The sequence below is a fragment of the Weissella sp. ESL1177 genome (assembly GCF_058107185.1).
Map to the genome: position 1 here is coordinate 1,787,309 of NZ_CM176591.1, position 19,024 is coordinate 1,806,332.

15 protein-coding genes and 1 other annotated feature are annotated in these 19,024 nt (G+C 36.9%); of the genes, 14 read left to right on the forward strand and 1 reads right to left on the reverse strand.

Annotation, left to right across the window (positions count from 1 at the left end):
• Positions 1-108: 108 nt before the first annotated feature.
• The 11 genes from yaaA (at position 109) to AC3B5D_RS08775 (ending at position 13,981) form a co-directional block, all read left to right on the forward strand.
• Positions 109-342: a S4 domain-containing protein YaaA gene (gene yaaA / locus AC3B5D_RS08725; protein ID WP_489840408.1), complete on the forward strand. Its 234-nt coding sequence runs from the start codon at positions 109-111 to the stop codon at positions 340-342.
• The gene (gene recF / locus AC3B5D_RS08730; RefSeq protein ID WP_489840407.1) at positions 342-1,493 is read left to right on the forward strand and encodes a DNA replication/repair protein RecF; all 1,152 of its coding nucleotides are present in this window, start codon (positions 342-344) and stop codon (positions 1,491-1,493) included. Before yaaA ends, recF begins: the two co-directional genes overlap by 1 nt.
• Before the next feature lie 23 nt (positions 1,494-1,516).
• The gene (gene gyrB / locus AC3B5D_RS08735) at positions 1,517-3,463 is read left to right on the forward strand and encodes a DNA topoisomerase (ATP-hydrolyzing) subunit B (protein WP_489840406.1); all 1,947 of its coding nucleotides are present in this window, start codon (positions 1,517-1,519) and stop codon (positions 3,461-3,463) included.
• Between the two features lie 44 nt (positions 3,464-3,507).
• Entirely contained in the window at positions 3,508-6,075 is a 2,568-nt protein-coding gene (gene gyrA / locus AC3B5D_RS08740) for a DNA gyrase subunit A (protein WP_489840405.1), read from the forward strand.
• A 304-nt stretch (positions 6,076-6,379) separates the two neighbouring features.
• Positions 6,380-6,601, forward strand: a binding site (T-box leader).
• Positions 6,602-6,960: 359 nt separating this feature from the next.
• Entirely contained in the window at positions 6,961-7,731 is a 771-nt protein-coding gene (locus tag AC3B5D_RS08745) for an acetoin reductase (protein WP_489840404.1), read from the forward strand.
• Positions 7,732-7,790: 59 nt separating this feature from the next.
• Positions 7,791-8,873, forward strand: coding sequence for a methionine ABC transporter ATP-binding protein (locus AC3B5D_RS08750; protein WP_489840403.1), 1,083 nt, complete (start codon positions 7,791-7,793; stop codon positions 8,871-8,873).
• Entirely contained in the window at positions 8,863-9,537 is a 675-nt protein-coding gene (locus AC3B5D_RS08755) for a methionine ABC transporter permease (RefSeq protein WP_489840402.1), read from the forward strand. Before AC3B5D_RS08750 ends, AC3B5D_RS08755 begins: the two co-directional genes overlap by 11 nt.
• 46 nt (positions 9,538-9,583) lie before the next feature.
• Positions 9,584-10,447: a MetQ/NlpA family ABC transporter substrate-binding protein gene (locus tag AC3B5D_RS08760; RefSeq protein WP_489840401.1), complete on the forward strand. Its 864-nt coding sequence runs from the start codon at positions 9,584-9,586 to the stop codon at positions 10,445-10,447.
• Between the two features lie 188 nt (positions 10,448-10,635).
• A complete protein-coding gene (locus tag AC3B5D_RS08765; RefSeq protein ID WP_489840400.1) occupies positions 10,636-11,868 on the forward strand; it encodes a polysaccharide deacetylase family protein in 1,233 nt (410 codons plus the stop codon).
• 106 nt (positions 11,869-11,974) lie between these two features.
• The gene (locus AC3B5D_RS08770; RefSeq protein ID WP_489840399.1) at positions 11,975-12,946 is read left to right on the forward strand and encodes a helix-turn-helix domain-containing protein; all 972 of its coding nucleotides are present in this window, start codon (positions 11,975-11,977) and stop codon (positions 12,944-12,946) included.
• 261 nt (positions 12,947-13,207) lie between these two features.
• Positions 13,208-13,981, forward strand: a complete 774-nt coding sequence (locus AC3B5D_RS08775; protein ID WP_489840398.1) for an acetoin reductase — start codon at positions 13,208-13,210, stop codon at positions 13,979-13,981.
• A gap of 189 nt (positions 13,982-14,170) precedes the next feature.
• Here the strand turns inward: AC3B5D_RS08775 and AC3B5D_RS08780 are convergent, their stop codons facing one another.
• Positions 14,171-14,620 carry a GNAT family N-acetyltransferase gene (locus AC3B5D_RS08780; RefSeq protein WP_489840397.1) on the reverse strand — a complete coding sequence of 150 codons (450 nt, stop codon included), beginning with the start codon at positions 14,618-14,620 and terminating at the stop codon, positions 14,171-14,173.
• A gap of 156 nt (positions 14,621-14,776) precedes the next feature.
• Here AC3B5D_RS08780 and AC3B5D_RS08785 point away from each other — a divergent pair, with 156 nt between their 5' ends.
• The 3 genes from AC3B5D_RS08785 (at position 14,777) to AC3B5D_RS08795 (ending at position 19,020) form a co-directional block, all read left to right on the forward strand.
• Positions 14,777-16,948, forward strand: a complete 2,172-nt coding sequence (locus AC3B5D_RS08785) for an LTA synthase family protein (RefSeq protein ID WP_489840609.1) — start codon at positions 14,777-14,779, stop codon at positions 16,946-16,948.
• A 138-nt stretch (positions 16,949-17,086) separates the two neighbouring features.
• On the forward strand, positions 17,087-17,557 hold the full coding sequence (locus tag AC3B5D_RS08790) for a MerR family transcriptional regulator (protein ID WP_489840396.1): 471 nt from the start codon (positions 17,087-17,089) through the stop codon (positions 17,555-17,557).
• A gap of 197 nt (positions 17,558-17,754) precedes the next feature.
• Positions 17,755-19,020: a hydroxymethylglutaryl-CoA reductase, degradative gene (locus AC3B5D_RS08795; protein ID WP_489840395.1), complete on the forward strand. Its 1,266-nt coding sequence runs from the start codon at positions 17,755-17,757 to the stop codon at positions 19,018-19,020.
• Positions 19,021-19,024: the final 4 nt, after the last annotated feature.

Consider the following 19,024-nt stretch of genomic DNA (forward strand, 5'->3'; position numbering starts at 1 on the left):
GGCTATGACGCCTTAATAAGATTGTGGAAAGGTAAAAAAAGGCGTATAATATAAGCAATATGGAACCGAGTAAAAGCCGTTTTAACAAGCGGTAGAGAGGATGGAATATTGGCAACAGAAGTGCAAATTCAAGCACCCTTTATAACGTTAGGGCAATTGTTAAAAGAAGAGAGCATTATTGCAACTGGTGGTCAGGCAAAGTGGTATTTACATGAAAATACGGTCTTAGTCAATGAAGAACCTGATGATCGTCGTGGTCGGAAACTATATCCAGGAGACGTGGTTGCTGTCCCATCTGGTGAACGTTTCGTTATTAATGGAACAGGTGCTAGTACAAACTAATGGAATTATTGTCGTTAAAACTAAACAACTTTCGGAACTATGAAAAATTAGATGTCACTTTTTCATCGGGTGTCAATGTCTTTTTAGGACCGAATGCGCAAGGCAAAACCAATTTACTGGAAGCCATCTATGTTTTAGCTTTAACACGGTCACACCGCACATCAACTGATAAAGAATTAATTAGTTGGCAAGCAAAAGAAGCATTGGTTGCAGGGACTGTTGCACGACAATATAGTGATGTACCACTATCATTAAAATTCACAAATAAAGGTAAAAAAGCACGAATCAATCATTTAGATCAAGCAAAATTAGCGAACTATATTGGCCAATTAAATGTGATTTTATTTGCACCTGAGGATTTGGATTTAGTAAAAGGTGCACCAACCGTACGTCGTAATTTTATTGATCGTGAATTTAGCCAAATGAGTGCGAAATATTTATACACAGCTAATCAGTATAAAGAAGTATTGAAACAACGTAATCGTTATCTGAAACAGTTACAAAGTAAACAAGCAACTGACAAATTATATTTAGATGTTCTAACGGAACAATTGATTAATTTTGCAAGTGAATTAATCATGCGGCGAGTGACACTCATTGAAAAATTAGATGCGGCAGCACAACCAATTCAAGCGGCAATTACGCAAGATAATGAACAATTACATGTTCATTATGTTTCACAACTTGAAACAGAGGCACTAAAAGATGTGGCAACTGTTAAACAAGCAATGTTCGCACGCTTTGAACGATTAGTTGAACGTGAAATGATGATAGGGACGACATTATTAGGACCTCATCGAGATGATTTGCGTTTTGATGTGAATGGGCATGATGTTGCTAATTTTGGTTCACAAGGACAACAACGAACAACTGCATTGGCGGTGAAGTTAGCAGAGATTGATCTAATGAAAGAAGAAACGGGCGAATATCCAATATTACTATTGGATGATGTGCTTTCTGAATTAGATAGTAGTCGTCAAACCCATTTGTTAGCTGCTATGCAAGATAAGGTTCAAACATTTATTACGACACCGTCATTAAGTGATGTCGCACGTCAGTTGATACATGAACCCAAAATATTCCATGTCAATTCAGGACATTTAGTGGTAGATGAAAATGTTGCAGTAGAAAATACTAGCGAAAATTACTAGTTGTTAAGTTTAAGGAGGGAAACATGGCTGAAGAAGATGTATCACAAATGCATACACAAGCAGATGATTACGATGCCAGTCAAATTCAAGTTTTGGAAGGATTGGAAGCTGTTCGTAAGCGTCCGGGTATGTATATTGGATCGACATCAAGTCAAGGACTACACCATTTAGTGTGGGAAATTGTCGATAATGGTATTGATGAAGCCCTAGCAGGGTTTGCTGATCATATTACAGTAACCATTGAAAAAGATAACTCAATTACTGTTATTGATAACGGTCGTGGTATCCCAGTCGATATTCAAGCAAAAACTGGTAAGCCAGCTTTAGAAACAGTTTTTACAATTCTACATGCTGGTGGTAAATTCGGTGGCGGCGGATATAAAGTTTCTGGTGGGTTACACGGTGTTGGTGCTTCGGTTGTTAATGCGCTATCAACAACTTTAGATGTTCTAGTTGTACGTGACGGTAAAGGTTATGCAATGGACTTTGAACGTGGTCACGTAAAGACAGAAATGCATCAAGTTTCAATTGAGAATGAGCCTGTTTCACGTGGAACAATTGTTCATTTTTCACCAGATCCAGATATCTTTCGTGAAACAACCAAATTTGACTATAAGACATTGATGAATCGTGTCCGTGAATTGGCGTTTTTGAATAAGGGACTTCGCATTTCAATTACTGATATGCGTCCAGAGGAGCCAATTGTTGAATCATTCCACTACGAGGGTGGTATCAAAGAATACGTTGATTTCTTGAATGTCAATAAAGATGTGATTTTCAATGAACCAATCTATGTTGAAGGTATGGAAAATGATATTGCTGTAGAAGTATCACTACAATATACGGATGATTTCCACAGTAATTTATTGTCATTTACAAATAATATTCACACATATGAAGGTGGTACACACGAAACTGGCTTTAAATCAGCTTTGACACGTGTTATCAATGACTATGCACGTAAAAATAAAATATTAAAAGACAATGATGATGCACTTTCTGGAGATGATGTTCGTGAAGGATTAACAGCGATTGTTTCAGTTAAGCATCCGGATCCACAGTTTGAGGGTCAAACAAAGACGAAATTAGGTAATTCTGATGCTCGAACAGCAGTTGATCGCATGTTTTCAGATACGTTTGCTCGTTTTATGATGGAAAATCCAACAACTGCAAAGCAAATTGTTGAAAAGGGGATTCTAGCTGGAAAGGCTCGTTTAGCTGCAAAGCGTGCGCGTGAAGCAACACGTAAGAAGTCAGGACTAGAAATTGCTAATTTACCAGGAAAGCTTGCAGATAATACCTCAAAAGATCCAGAAATTTCAGAATTATTTATTGTCGAGGGCGATTCTGCTGGTGGTTCGGCTAAGCAAGGACGTGAACGGCTAACGCAAGCTATCTTACCAATCCGTGGAAAAATCTTGAACGTTGAGAAAGCATCAATGGAAAAGATTTTAGCCAATGATGAGATCCGGTCATTATTTACAGCAATGGGGACTGGATTTGGTTCAGAATTTGATGTAACAAAAGCAAAATATCATAAATTAATTATTATGACTGATGCCGATGTCGATGGTGCGCATATTCGAACGCTATTATTAACTTTAATTTATCGTTACATGCGTCCACTATTAGAAGCAGGTTATATTTATATTGCCCAACCACCGCTATATCAAGTACGCCAAGGTAAGTTTATTAAGTATTTAGATGCTGATGAAGAATTGGAAGCATTATTACCAACTTTGCCAGCTTCACCAAAACCAGTTATTCAACGATACAAGGGACTTGGTGAAATGGATGCTAGTCAATTATGGGAAACAACAATGGATCCATCAGTTCGTCGTTTGTTACGTGTTGAAATGGATGATGCCGTTGAAGCAGATATGGTATTTTCAATGTTGATGGGTGATAAGGTTGAACCACGTCGTAAGTTCATTGAAGACAATGCCCAATACGCAGAACTAGACGTTTAGTATTATCGACGTGTTAACACTTAAAGTAAGAGAAAGGAAGTCAAATGGCTGAAGAAGAACAAAAAAACAGCCGTATTAAGCCCGCTAAACTTGGTGAGCAAATGCGAACATCTTTCTTGGATTATGCCATGTCAGTTATTGTGGCACGTGCGTTACCAGATGTACGAGATGGGTTGAAACCAGTTCATCGTCGTATTTTATATGGCATGAATGAATTAGGGGTAACACCAGATAAGCAACATAAAAAGTCAGCCCGTATTGTTGGGGATGTTATGGGAAAGTACCATCCACATGGGGATTCGGCAATTTATGATTCTATGGTGCGTATGGCGCAAGACTTTTCGTATCGTTATATGTTGGTTGATGGACATGGTAACTTTGGATCAGTTGATGGTGATCCAGCTGCTGCCATGCGTTATACTGAAGCGCGTTTAAGTAAAATTGCGACCGAAATGTTACGTGATATCAACAAGGATACGATTGATTTTCAAGATAACTATGATGGTACTGATCGTGAACCGGTTGTTTTACCAGCTCGTTTTCCTAATCTACTAGTCAATGGTGCGAATGGTATTGCGGTTGGAATGGCAACTAATATTCCACCACATAATTTAGGCGAAGTTATTTCCGGTCTTCATATGTTGATGAAGAATCCAGATATTACCACAACGGAATTGATGGAAGCAATTCCGGGACCAGATTTTCCAACAGGTGCTATTGTGATGGGAAAATCCGGTATTCGTAAAGCTTATGAAACGGGTAAGGGTGTTGTTACAGTCCGAGCAAAGACTGAAATTGAAACTGAAAAATCTGGTAAAGAACACATTATTGTGACTGAACTACCTTATATGGTCAATAAGGCCAAGTTAATTGAACGCATTGCTGAATTAGGTCGTGATAAACGCATTGAAGGAATTACTGGTGTCAATGATGAATCCGATCAAGAAGGAACGCGAATTGCAATCGAGATTCGTCGCGATGTTTCGGCATCTGTTGTTTTAAATAATCTGTACAAGAACACGTTGATGCAAACAAGTTTTAGTTTCAATATGTTGGCGGTGCAAGATGGCCGACCAAAACTTTTGGGATTAAAGGATATGTTGGTTGCTTATCTAGAACACCAGCAAAAGGTTGTTCGTCGTCGTACAGAATTTGATTTACGTAAAGCGCAAGCACGTGCTCATATTCTTGAAGGATTACGGATTGCTTTAGATCATATTGATGCGATTATTCATATTATTCGTAGTTCAGAGACTTCAGAAATTGCTAAGCAGAAGTTGATGTCCGATTATGCTTTATCAGATAAACAAGCACAGGCCATTCTAGACATGCGTCTGGTTCGTTTGACTGGTTTGGAACGCGATAAGATTGAAAATGAGTACCAAGGATTGTTAGCATCAATTGCCGATTTCCAAGATATTCTAGCTAAACCTGAACGAATTGATGAAATTATCTATACTGAGTTACTCGAAGTGCAATCGAAATATGGCGATGATCGTCGAACAGAATTGCAAATTGGTGATGTAACAAGTATTGAAGATGAAGACTTAATTGAAGAAGAAGACATTATTGTTTCATTGACACATGCTGGCTACATTAAGCGAATGGCACAAACAGAATTCCGTGCACAAAATCGTGGTGGTCGTGGTATTCAAGGTATGGGGGTCAATGATGATGACTTTATCGATGAATTAATTGGGACATCAACACATGATACATTATTGTTCTTTACGAATTCAGGTAAAGTTTACAAGATGAAGGGTTATGAGATACCAGAATATGGTCGTACAGCGAAAGGAATCCCGGTTGTTAACTTACTAGGCATTGAAGCTGGTGAGAGTGTTCAAACCGTTATCAACGTTCGTGGTGATGCCAGTGAAAGTGAAGATTATCTATTCTTTACAACTCGTCAAGGTGTTGTAAAACGGACACCAGTTAATGAATTTGGTAATATCCGTGCTCATGGTTTGAAGGCAATTAACTTACGTGATGATGATCAATTAATTAATGTCTTGGTTACTGATGGTGATCAAAACATTATTATTGGTACCCATGGTGGTTACGCAGTATCATTCAATAGTGAAGCGGTTCGTTCAATGGGTCGTTCTGCTGCTGGTGTTCGTGGTATTACATTGCGTCCATCAGATTATGTCGTTAGTGCACAAGTATTGACCAAGGATGGACGCGTGCTAATTATTACTGAAAAAGGTTATGGTAAGCAAACGCCCGTTGACCAATACCCAATTAAGGGTCGTGGTGGTAAAGGTATCAAGACTGCACAAGTGACTGAAAAGAATGGGCCATTAGCTGGTTTGAAGGTTGTTGATGGTAGCGAAGATATTATGTTGACAACGAATAAAGGTGTTATGATCCGTTTCACAGTTGATTCAATTTCTGAAACGGGGCGTGCGACACAAGGTGTTCGTGTCATTCGTTTGGATGATGATTCTTCAGTTGCAACATTTGCGAAAGTTGAGCATATTATACCGGAGTCAGCTGACGAAGAAGAAACAACGACAGACTTACCAAATTCATCAACCGATGGTCAACAACCAGCAGAAGTTGTTGAATTACAACGTCGTGCAGAAAATGATGACAATGAGCAAGAGTAGTATTATTTAAATAAATAATCAAAGGGCGTGAGACAAAAAACAGCTTTAATTGCAATTTTTTGTAACCCATTTTAGGAGCAAGCAATTTACCAACTTAAAGTGGTTAGATTACTCGCTCTTTTTTTTAGCGGCAGATTAGACCAAATGTACAGTTTAGATTTTTTTATTATACGTGATATTAATGCGCATGATGAGAGATAAGATACGCCACCATTTTTTCGTTTAAAAACACTTAATACGGATATATTTAATCTTGACATCTCAAATTAATGAGTTTAAAATTTACACCAGATTAAAATAAGATTAAAAAGCGATGAAGAGATGAGTAAAATTGTGGCGTTCTCAGAGAGCTTGTGATGGGTGTGAACAAGTAGCTAAGCAATTTGAAGATGGTCTTTGAGCGAAAGATTGGCGAGCGTCAGTGAGCTGTCGATGGTTGACTACCAATATCAAGTTAATTATGGCAACATAATAAGCTGGTTTTTACCAGGAATTAAGGTGGTACCGCGTTCAAAACGTCCTTAGGAAAGATATCTTTCCTAAGGATTTTTTTATTAAGCAATAAGTAAAATAATGTGATTCGGAAAGTAGTTACAAAACAAATTTACAGAGAAACGATAACTGTTGAGAGTCGTAATTGTGTTAGTAAACGAAAAATGGCCGATGATTAAGCAATGTGAGCAATAATGTTAGCATTGTTCGGGTTGTCTCCGTTATTGGACAAACCGAAATATAGGCAAAATTTACCTATATTTCGGTTAATGAGGTTTGTCTGAGTAATCGACAAACAAATCAGAATGGTAACGTGATGCCCTCACTTCTGTATAACACAGAAGTGGGGGTTTTAATTTAGTATAAAAATGAGATTGAAAAGGAGATATACACATGAGAAAAACAGCAATTATTACAGGGGCAGGTCAAGGAATCGGTGAAGCAGCTGCTTATCGTTTAGCAAAGGATGGCTTTAATATTGCAGCCGCCGATATTAATCAACAAACCGTGACAAAAGTTGTTCAAAATTTACGTGATCAAGGTTTTGAGGCAAAGGCTTATGTATTGGATGTTGCCGATCGTCAAGCTGTCTTTCACCTAGTCGATGAAGCGGTCAATGATTTTGGTGAATTAGCGGTATTCATAAATAATGCTGGTATTGCTTTTATTGATTCAGTGATTGATTCAGATCCAGAAAAAATTACTAGATTGTTTGATGTTAATCTGAAAGGCACTTATTGGGGCATTCAGGCTGCTGCCAAGAAATTTAAACAACAAGGTCATGGTGGTCGCATTATTAATGCTGCTTCACTTGCTGGTATTGAGGCATCAGCCTTACAGAGTGCTTACTCAGCTTCCAAATTTGGTGTTCGGGGCTTAACGCAAGCTGCTGCAAAGGAATTGGCACCTGATCAAATTACGGTTAATGCATATTGTCCTGGTATTGTCCGCACCCCATTACGTGATGCAATTGATGCGAAAACGGCTCAAATTAAAGGAATTTCTGTTCCGCAACAACAAGCCAATTGTTTAACGGAAATTGGTTTAGGTCGTGAGGCAACTGCTGAAGATGTTGCAGAAATTATTGCTTGGTTTGCTTCACCGAGTGCAGCCTATATTACTGGTCAATCATTGTTAATTGATGGTGGAATGCACTTTAGTTGATAAATCGTCTTTTTTATTATCAGTACTACAGAAAAAGAAAATAAAGGGAGGAGCATGCAATGGGTGTAACGGATATTGCGATTGATTTGCAAGATATCAAGGTAACTTTTAAGCGAAACGATGAATTAGTAACAGCTGTAGATAATGTCTCATTACAAGTAAAAAAAGGCAGCATCTATGGCATTATTGGTTATTCAGGTGCTGGTAAAAGTACTTTGGTACGAGTGATTAATTTATTACAACGGCCTACCAGTGGTCAGGTCATGGTGTCTGGCAAAAATTTACAACAATTAACTGATAAAAAGTTGCGTAGTGTTAGACAAAAGATTGGTATGATTTTTCAACATTTTAATTTGCTACGTTCACGTACAGTTTTAAACAATGTTGCATATCCGTTATTGAGTCAAAAAATATCACGCAAAGATCGTGAGGCTAAGGCTTTAAAGTTGTTGCAATTAGTGGGATTAGAGGAATATGCACAATCATATCCAGACGAATTATCAGGTGGGCAAAAACAACGTGTTGCCATTGCCCGTGCTTTGGCAAATGACCCAGATATTTTAATTAGTGATGAGGCAACCAGTGCTTTGGATCCGCAAACAACTGAAGCGATTTTAAAATTATTGAAGAAACTGAACGATCAATTGGGGCTCACTATTGTTTTGATTACGCATGAAATGCAAGTCATTAAGTCAATTTGTCAGGAAGTTGCCGTGATAGAAAAAGGGCAAATTATTGAACGTGGTTCAGTTGGTGAATTATTTACGAATCCACAACAACCACTAACAAAAAAATTTGTTGAGTCGGCAGCAAATGTGACTGAAATGCGCCAACAAATCATAGAAGATAAACTAGTAGAGAAATTGCAACCGAATGAACACCTATTATATTTAAGATTTTCTAGTCAAGCAACTAGTGAGTCAGTTATTTCAGAATTAGCTATTCAGTATGGTGTGAAGGCTAATATTATTTTTGCCAACGTACAAAAAGTTGCGCAATTATCATTAGGGTACATGTTAGTTATTTTATCAACCCCAAGTGATCAATTTGATCAAGTGTTGCGCTATTTAGAGGGAGCAGGTGTCAAGGTCACTGATTTTTCTGATGTACCACAGGCGAAAGGAGAAATTTATGTTAGCTAATTTGTTTCCAAACGTTGTTAGTATCTGGCCACAATTTGTTCAATCCACTTGGGAAACACTATATATGACGTTCTGGTCAGCATTGATTGCAGGTGTGTTGGGGCTTGGAACAGGCATTTTCCTTGTTGTGACGCAACCAGGTGGTATTGATGCTGACCCACCATTTTATCTTTTTTTAGATAAAGTCGTTAACTTATTACGATCAATACCATTTATTATTTTACTAGCAGTTATTGCACCAGTCACAAAGTACATTGTTGGCACGACGGTTGGGACACCAGCTGCCTTAGTGCCATTAATTATTGGTATTTTCCCGTTTTATGCGCGCCAAATTCAAAATGCATTATTAAGTATTGAACCATCAGTCATTGAAGCTGCCCAAGCCATGGGATCGAGTACTGCTGAAATTATTTTTCGTATTTATTTACGAGAGTGTTTGCCTGATATTATTCGTGTTTCAGTTGTTACGATTATTAGTTTGCTTGGGTTGACAACAATGGCAGGTGCGATTGGATCAGGGGGTCTTGGTGATATTGCGATTAGTGTTGGCTATGCCCGTTTTGAGAATGATGTAACGATTGCGGCATTATTAGTGATTTTAGTGTTGGTATTTATGACACAAATCATTGGTGACTGGATTGCCCGTAGAGTTGAACGATTTTGATGGCAAACAATTCATATTTAGGCATCGACATAAGGGAGGCTAAAAAGTGAAGTTAAAAAATTGGTTGATATTAATCAGCAGCTTCGTGATACTTGGTGTTGTTGCGGTTGGCTTACATGTGGTCAATACTTACAAAATAGCGAATGCGCCTGATCAAATCACAGTCGGATCAATGGGAAGTGATTATCAAGTTTGGCAATATATTGCCAAAAGTAAAGAAGCTAAGGCGCTTAATTTGAAAATTCATGTGAAGCAGATCAACGATGGTGTGCAAATGAATAATGCAACGTCAGAGCATAATGTGAATGTTAATGCTTTTCAATCGTATGCATATTATGAGGCTTATAATCACGAAAATCCGAAACATCAGTTAACCGTGTTAGGAACCACTTACTTAGAGCCAATGGGCATATATTCAGATAAGTATCAGTCAATCAAAGATATTGGGACTGGGGCAACTATTGCTATTGCAGATAATCCAGCAAATACCGCACGCGGGTTGTTATTATTACAAGATGCGGGGTTGATCAAATTGAAAGCAGGTTTTAACTCATTGGGCAATGTGGATGACATCGTATCAAATCCGCGTCAGTTAAAATTTAAAAAGATTGATGATACAACTGGTCCACGTGTCTTGAATAGTGTTGATGCTGCATTAATTTCAAATACTGTCGCCTTAGAAGGACACCTTAATGTGCTGAAAGATTCACTTTATCATGAGAAAATCAATCAAAGCACCCGTCAAAATGTTAATATTTTAGCGACAGCAGCTGATGTTTCGCATAAAGATAAACAGACTTATCAAAAATTAGTCAAACTTTATCATGAACCGGCGATTCAAAAATATGTGAAAGATAAATATCAAGGTACCAAGATTGACGTACAAAAACCAGTTGCTTATTTGAAATAAATCTGAATAGGTAAAACTGCCATGATGTGAAAATAATTTTTTTAAAAGGGTGATTCTGGTCACTCTTTTTTTATGTGATCGCTTTTAAATGGCTAAGGTAATGCAAATAATTGTATTTTTCTGATTACAAGATATAAAATGGGCCTAACTTGGTATTTAATATTCATATAAGTTACAGGGGGATAGACGTGTTGAAAATAAAAAAGACGAATCTTTTCATCGGACTGGTTTTAGGGGCAAGTTTAGGTCTTTACGGGGATATCAATGATGATGTGAGGGCTGAAAAAAATGATAGTCATACGTCTAAAGCAGTGAAACAGGCAAAAATATTAAGTCAACAATATCAATATAAAAAAGCAAAAGCGCTGCTATCTGGGCATAAAGGTGCAACCGTCAATCAGCTAAAAAAGAATATCAATAACCAACAATCAAAATTGGTCACGTGGGATGACCCAACAAAGATTTCACATCTTTTTTATCATTCATTAATTGTTGATCCTAAGCAGGCATTTTCATCTAAACAAGCTCAAGGGTATAAAGATTACATGGTTACAATTGATGAGTTTAAGCCAATGCTTAGTCAGTTATATGATAGAGGCTATGTGTTAATTAATTTTAAGGATATTATTTCGATTAATCAGCAAGGCAAGTTAAAATTTAAACCAATTCAGTTACCAGTAGGGAAAAAACCACTAATTATTTCTCAGGATGATGTTAATTACTATGAGTATATGAAAGATTCTGGGTTTGCCGATAAATTATTACTGAATAAAAATGGTGCTGTTAAAAATCAATATACCGTAAATGGTCAAAAAAAGATTGGCGACTATGATATGGTGCCAATTATTGATACATTTATTAAAAAACATCCTGATTTTTCTTATGGTGGGTCAAAGGGTATTGTTGCTGAAACAGGTTATAACGGTACGTTAGGTTATCGTTCATCAGTCAGTCAATATGGTCATACAAAAAAGACACACCAAGAAGCAAAACGTGCAACAAAAGTCGCTGATGCGATGAAAAAAGAAGGTTGGCAGTTTGCATCCCATTCATGGGGACATATTAATATGACAGAATCAAATATCGACAATATCAAAGCGGATACAAAGCTTTGGCAGCAAGAAGTACAACCAATTGTTGGTAAAACCCCTGTGCTAATCTATCCATTTGGTGCAGACATTGGTTCTTTCACTAATTATACGAATGATAATGAAAAATACACTTATCTGAAGAGCGTTGGTTTTCATATTTTTGATAATGTTGATGCATCACAAACTTCTTGGGGTCAGTTGACAGATGATTATTATCGCAACGCGCGGATAAATGTAGATGGTATTCGGTTACATGAAACGATGACTGGGCAAAATGTTGTTTTGAATGATTTTTTTGATACGAAGACAGTTTATCATCGTGACAATTAAAACCGTCTGATAAATAATAGATAAAAATAGACAAGTTTTACTATTGATTGACTAATTCGCGTTATAATAGTACGCAATACAACAAGTGGTGGAGGAATAATTTATCATGGGTAAAAATCGCGTCCCTGCTGAAGCAGTTCGAAATGCGTTAATACATTTTATTAAGAAACGTAATATTTCCATTCCAATTATTTTAAAATCTGTCGATATTTCAAGATCACGTTTATATGACTATCTAAAAGGAAATGGTCGTGTTAGTGCAACAACATTTGTGAATTTACTGAGTACAATTGGGGTTTCATATGACGAATTGTTATTGCACATTTATTTAACACAACCGGAATTGGTTGATTCAACGATTAAAGAATTAGGACTAGATCCAAATTCGTATACACAAACACCTAATGAAGACATGGTGTATCAAGTATTATCATTATTTGAGGAAACACAAGACACACGTTTGTTATTAAATGTCGTTCGTGCAATCAATGCCCAAGTCGTTAATTTTGCACAACGCTATCGTTTAGTGGAGATTGCACGACCAACCATTGTTAAAATTTTAGATCATCGTGATTCATACTCATCGACGGATATGTTATTATTTGCTAATATTATTCGTCATGAGCAGTATAGTACGGTCAAAACAATGGTTAAAAAAATGTCTGATCAGGTACAACAAATCGCCTCACTAGAAGGCTATGGTTTGGTCGAAATGGATAACTTTTTGCCAGCAGCAGTTTGGAATGTTGGTTTGTTAAACTTCCAATTATTATTATTGGCCTTGGAAAATGGGGATCAAGAGACAGTTGCAAAGACACTTCATTTTATTGAAGTATGTACGTTGCCTGATTTTGGTAGTTATTTTACTTTTGTTAAAAAATTGACAGAAGTTGTTAAATTAACGTTAAATGATCAACCAGAGGAGGCAGAAAAACTTTGGGAATCAACAGTGAATGCGCTGAAGTTTATGGTTGATGATCGTTTCTGGCCAAGTTTTACGTATCTATCACAACAGTCATATCAAGAATTTATCAAACCAGTGACAGACTATCGGAACATTATTAATGAAATCATTTGATGATAATGAGAGTGTGACAAAAGGCTTCAGTCTTTTGAAACGCGTTTAAAGGCGCTAATCTACCAATCAAAATTGATAGATTAGCGCCTTTTTCAGCTGATCATAACGACTGATGTCTCAGACCCTTTTATTTTATTTCAAAAAAATGCGAGTAAATATGAAAAAAGTGTGTCTTAAAGAAAAAGAAAGCGTTACAATGGAATTGTGGAAGCGCTAACATAATGTTGTTTCTATATTGGTTTATACTTGGGAGGTATGATTATGTCAAAGAAGGTTGCCGTAGTTACTGGATCAGCTGGGGGATTAGGTAAAGGTATCGCTGAACGATTACTTAAAGATGGGTTTAGTGTCATGATTCATGATATTAACCAAGATGCTTTGACTAAGACTGAGACAGAATTAAAGGCATTTGGTGAAGTTGCTAGCTTCGTGGGGGATGTTTCTAAAAAGGCAGATCAAGAAGCATTAGTGGCTGCAGCTGTTGACAAGTTTGGTCAATTAAATGTTTTTGTTAATAACGCTGGTGTTGAAGCTGTTACGCCGTTCTTGAAGATTGATGAAGATGAGCTTGAGCGCACTTTTAAGATTAATGTGTTTGGAACGGTTTATGGGACACAAGCAGCGGCTGAACAATTTATCAAGCAGGGAACACCTGGTAAGATTATCAACGCTTGTTCAATTGCTGGACATGAAGCTTATGAAGTTTTGGGTACCTACTCAGCTTCAAAGCATGCAGTTAAGGCATTTACACATGTTGCTGCTAAAGAATTAGCTTCAAAGCACATCACTGTCAATGCATACTGCCCTGGTGTTGCGAAGACAAAGATGTGGGATCGTATTGATGTCGAAATGGTCAAGGCCGATCCTTCATTGAAGCCAGGTGAGCCATTTGCAAAGTTCTCTGGTGAAATTGCTTTGGGACGTTATGAGACACCAACTGATGTTGCCAACCTTGTTCACTTCTTAGCTTCTGAAGATTCTGACTACATTACTGGTCAAGCAATCTTAGTTGATGGTGGGTTAGTTTATAATTAATATAAAGTCAATAAACAGAGAGAAACAAAAGGCGTTCTGAAGCCGATTGTTATAGCAAGGTTTCGGTCTTTTGGAATACATTTAAGGACGTCAATCTACCAATTTCAAATTGATAGATCGACGCCCTTTTTAGCTGGTCATAACGACTGATGTGCCAATCCCTATTGTATAGATTTATCGCCATTATAATTACTTTAAGTGCAATACCATATGACGATGGTTGATATTAGCTTCTTTAAAGATAAGACCTTCAGCTTTAAAACCTAGTTTTTCATAAAAACCAATGGCTGTAACTTGAGCACCTAAATCCAAAATTTCGACATTTGCTTGTGTTGCATCAGCAATGATTTGCTGCAATAAAGCAGCTGCATAACCGTTACCACGTGCCGTTTTTATTGTAGCAACACGCTGAACGTGCCAATGATGTTGTTCATCATTGTTAGCGACACGTGCTGTTGTGATTGGTTTATCTGCTAAAAAACCAACATAATGGATTGTCTCAGGATCAAGTTCGTCTAATTCAATCTCTGCGGGCACACCTTGTTCTTTTATGAAAACAGCTTTACGAATCATAATGGCAGCATCACGAATTGTGCCAATGCCATATTCATGTTTAATTTGGAAACCTTTTTCTATCATATTATTGCCTCATTAATGATGTTTTTACTATTTTACCGCATATTTATCATTTTAGAAAAAAGACTAAGGTGCCATAAGCGATTTTGCGCTATAATGGGACAGATATTACTTTTAAAATCAGAGTTACAAGATTTAGAAAGAAGAGAGCAAACAACTATGGCGCATAAGGGTCGTTTTGCTTGGATGAATACACGATTAGGTTTTGTCTTAATCTTGATCATATTAGTCTGGGCAAAAACACAATTAGCAAATATAATGGATTTCCATCTTTATTCAGGTGCGTCCATTGTTCAAGTAATCACCTTGTTGCTTAATCCAATACCGATTGCAACGTTACTCATCGGGATAGCTTTTTATTTTCGAAAGTCTAAGTTATTTTACCCAGTGGCGATTATTATGTACATCATTAATACATTAATGGTGCATTTAAATGTTATTTATTATCGTGAATTTACAGACTTTATGTCCGTAGCAACGATGTTGGGCTATGACAAAGTAAATCAAGGATTAGGCGCTTCAGGATTTGCCCTGACAAATATTCATGATTTACTTTATTGGATTGATATTCCAATTTTTATTATCTTATTTCTATTAAAAAAGATGCGTTTTGACAAGCGTGAAACATCAAAATTTATGGGCTTTACGATGACAACCTTTGCGTTATTTGGGTTCATGACAATGCTTGTGTTAGGTGAGGCTGATCGACCACAACTAATTACACGTCAATTTGATAGTAAAATGATGGTTAAGTATCTTGGTATTGATGCCTATACTGTGTTGGATGGTATTAAAACACACGGCGTAACTGAGATGCGAAAAACAGCGAAGAAATCTGATATTGATAATGTTTTGTCATATGTGAATAAACATTATGCAGATGCAAATGCTAAATATGCAGGTATTGCAAAAGGTAAGAACGTTTTTGTGATTCACTTGGAATCATTCCAACAATTTTCACTTGATTTAAAGGTCAATGACCAAGAAGTGACACCTAATTTGAATAATATCTATCATTCAGATTCAACGATTGCATTTGATAACTTCTTTCACCAAGTTGGCCAAGGAAAAACTTCCGATGCGGAAAATATGTTAGAAACATCAACCTTTGGCTTACCACAAGGATCATTATTTGCGACACAAGGTAATGATCAAACCTTTGAAGCTATGCCGTCAATATTAAAACAAACGGGTGGCTATTCATCAGCTGTTTTCCATGGTAATAATGCTAGTTTCTGGAATCGTAATAACGTCTATAAAAATATGGGTTATCAATATTTCTTTGATGCCAGTTATTATGATACATCTGGGGACAAAGCCATGGGTTATGGCTTAAAGGATAAGTTATTATTTTATGATTCAATTCCGTACTTAGAAAAAATGCAACAACCATTTTATGCAAAGTATATTACGGTAACGAATCATTTCCCTTATAGTCTAGATGATGAAGATAAAGATCCAAACTTTACGACGACGGATACAGATTCTGATGTTGTTAACGGTTATTTTGAAACAAACCATTATTTGGATCAATCAATCGGTGAATTCTTTAACTATTTGAAGAAATCAGGACTATATAACAAATCAATTATTGTGCTATACGGTGATCATTATGGTATTTCAAATTCAGAAAATAAACAATTAGCTTCCGTCTTAGGTAAAGATGCCAGTGATTGGGGTGATTTTGATAATGCACAAATGCAACGTGTGCCATTTATGATTAATATTCCTGGTTGGCATGGTGGTGGTATCAACCATACTTATGGTGGTGAAATTGATGTGATGCCAACGATCTTACATTTATTGGGTGTTGATTCAAAGAAATATGTGCAATTAGGGCAAGACTTGTTAAGTACTAACCGACAACAAGTGGTCGCCTTCCGTGACAAAGATTTCGTGACACCAGAATATACGTACACTAATCATGTCTTGTACGATAATGCGACAGGTGAAGCAATCAAAGCACCTTCAAAGAAAATCAAGGCAAAATTTGAAAAAGATCAGGAAATCGTTAAAAAACAATTAAAAGTATCCGATAATCTTAATCAAAAAGATTTATTACGTTTCTACAAACCAAAAGGTTATCAACGAGTCGATGCATCAAAGTATAACTATTCGAATGGGTTAGCAAAGCTATTAAAGCTTGATAAACAATTAGGTACAAACTCAACATCTTTGTGGCATCAACGTAATGATAAAAAATCACAAACATTGTATGAAACAGATGCACCAGAAAAGGATAAACCAAAGTCAGATACTTCACGTATTCAACAAGTTAATCCAGATGGTGGTGATGATACAGATGGTGGTGATGACACACCAAATCCATAATGTGGCGATATCGATATGAGATTTGGTCACAGGATAATCTGTGATTTGTCGATATTTTCTTGTGCTACATTTAACGAAGTTGACAAATTTGTTAAATGACCTGACAATAAAAGCGACAATATTTGAAGGAGCGGGGTTATGGCATTTTCAGGAGAACATCACTTTCGTATGAAGGCTTTGGCATCTGATTTATTTCAATTTCGAATCGGTGAATTAGCAACAATGACGGGTGTGTCAACACGTCAATTGCGTTATTGGGAAAGCAAAGGCATTATCTCTTCATTAAATCGAGAAGGTGAACAAGATGCACGTGTCTATAATTACACGACATATGTAACAGTTGCCGCAATTAAAGAGTTTTTAGATGATGGTTATACACTAAAAGGTGCCGTCAAAAAAACAAAAGAATACCAAGAAAACTGGCGTGTATTACATGAAGTTATGCATAATGGTGTTAAAGGGGTTGTGTTATTAGAGGGTATACCAACTGTTGATTTAGGATTCTTTGATGAACAAGAAACGCAACGTCTATATGCTCGCATTGATGAAAATCATCAAGTAAAATATATTGTGCAATCCTGGCCAGATAACTCAAAACAGATTGATTAAAAATAAGCTTTCATGACATGTGTTAGCAAAAATTTTTTGATTCTTAATATATGACAAGACTGACAATTTACCATTGCATATGGTTAAATGTCAGTCTTTTTCATTTTACGAATTTTTTTAAATAATGCTCTTCTAATCGCAAAAATAAGTAAAGAACTGTTAAACTAATAAATAGATAGAACAACGAGGAAAAATGAATGGCAGATTGGCATAATTTTTATAAACGATCATGGTCAGAACGGCTGGCAGTATTAGTTGATAATCAAAAGTTAACAGTTGCGGAACAAACACTGATGCAACAGCAATATGATAAGATTGGGGCACAGCAAGTTGAAAATTATATTTATAATTTTGGTGTACCGACGGGATTATTGTTACAATTGCCAGTTGATGGTCAAAAAGTGATCGTACCAATGGCAACAGAAGAACCTAGCGTGATTGCAGCAGCCAATAATGGTGCACGTATGATGCGTCAAGGTTTGGGTGTCAAAACAAGACGCCGACAACATTTTATGCGTGGGCAAGTATTATTGGTTAATGTGCAAGATGTAGATGGCTTACAATCTTATATTATCGATAATACAGAACAACTATTACAGTGTGCGAATGATGCACATCCATCGATGTTAGATAGAGGTGGCGGTGCGCAGAAAATAACAGTCGAACTACTAGATGAAACTAATGTGGCGGTCAATGTCTTGGTTGATACAAAAGAGGCGATGGGTGCGAATACAGTCAATACAATGGCTGAAGCTGTTGCAAATCAGCTTCGTCAGCAAGGATACCAGGTATTAATGGCGATCTTATCAAACTATGGCACAGAATCTTTGGTTGAAGCTGAAGTTGCGATACCAGTTGATGCATTGGCAACCAAACAAGGATTGTCAGGTGAACTTGTTGCAGAAAAAATTGCTTTGGCCAGTCATCTGGAAACTTTGTCACCACATCGGGCAGTAACTGCTAATAAAGGTATCTTAAATGGTATCGAGGCGGTGGTTTTAGCAAGTGGCAACGATACACGGGCTGTTAATGCATCATTACATGCATATGCTGCACGTCATGGTCAGTATCAAGGATTAATTTCATGGCAAGTTGAACAACAACAATTGGTTGGTCGAACCGTGATGCCATTATCAATTGGCGTTGTTGGTGGGTCGATTGGGATTGTACCAGCTGTTAAATTAAATCATCATATTATGAATAATCCAAATGTTGAACAATTGGCTAGCATTATTATTGCGACAGGTTTGGCACAAAATTTGGCGGCATTACGCGCCTTGGTTTCGACAGGTATCCAAGCAGGTCATATGGCATTGCAAGCGAAGTCACTTGCTCTTCAAGTCGGTGCAACAGAAGAAGAATTACCACAACTCGTTGAAAAATTAAATCAAGCAACGCAAATAAATGCAACCACTGCACGGCAATTGTTAGTAGAAATACGTGCCATGATATCTAAAAAATAAAAGT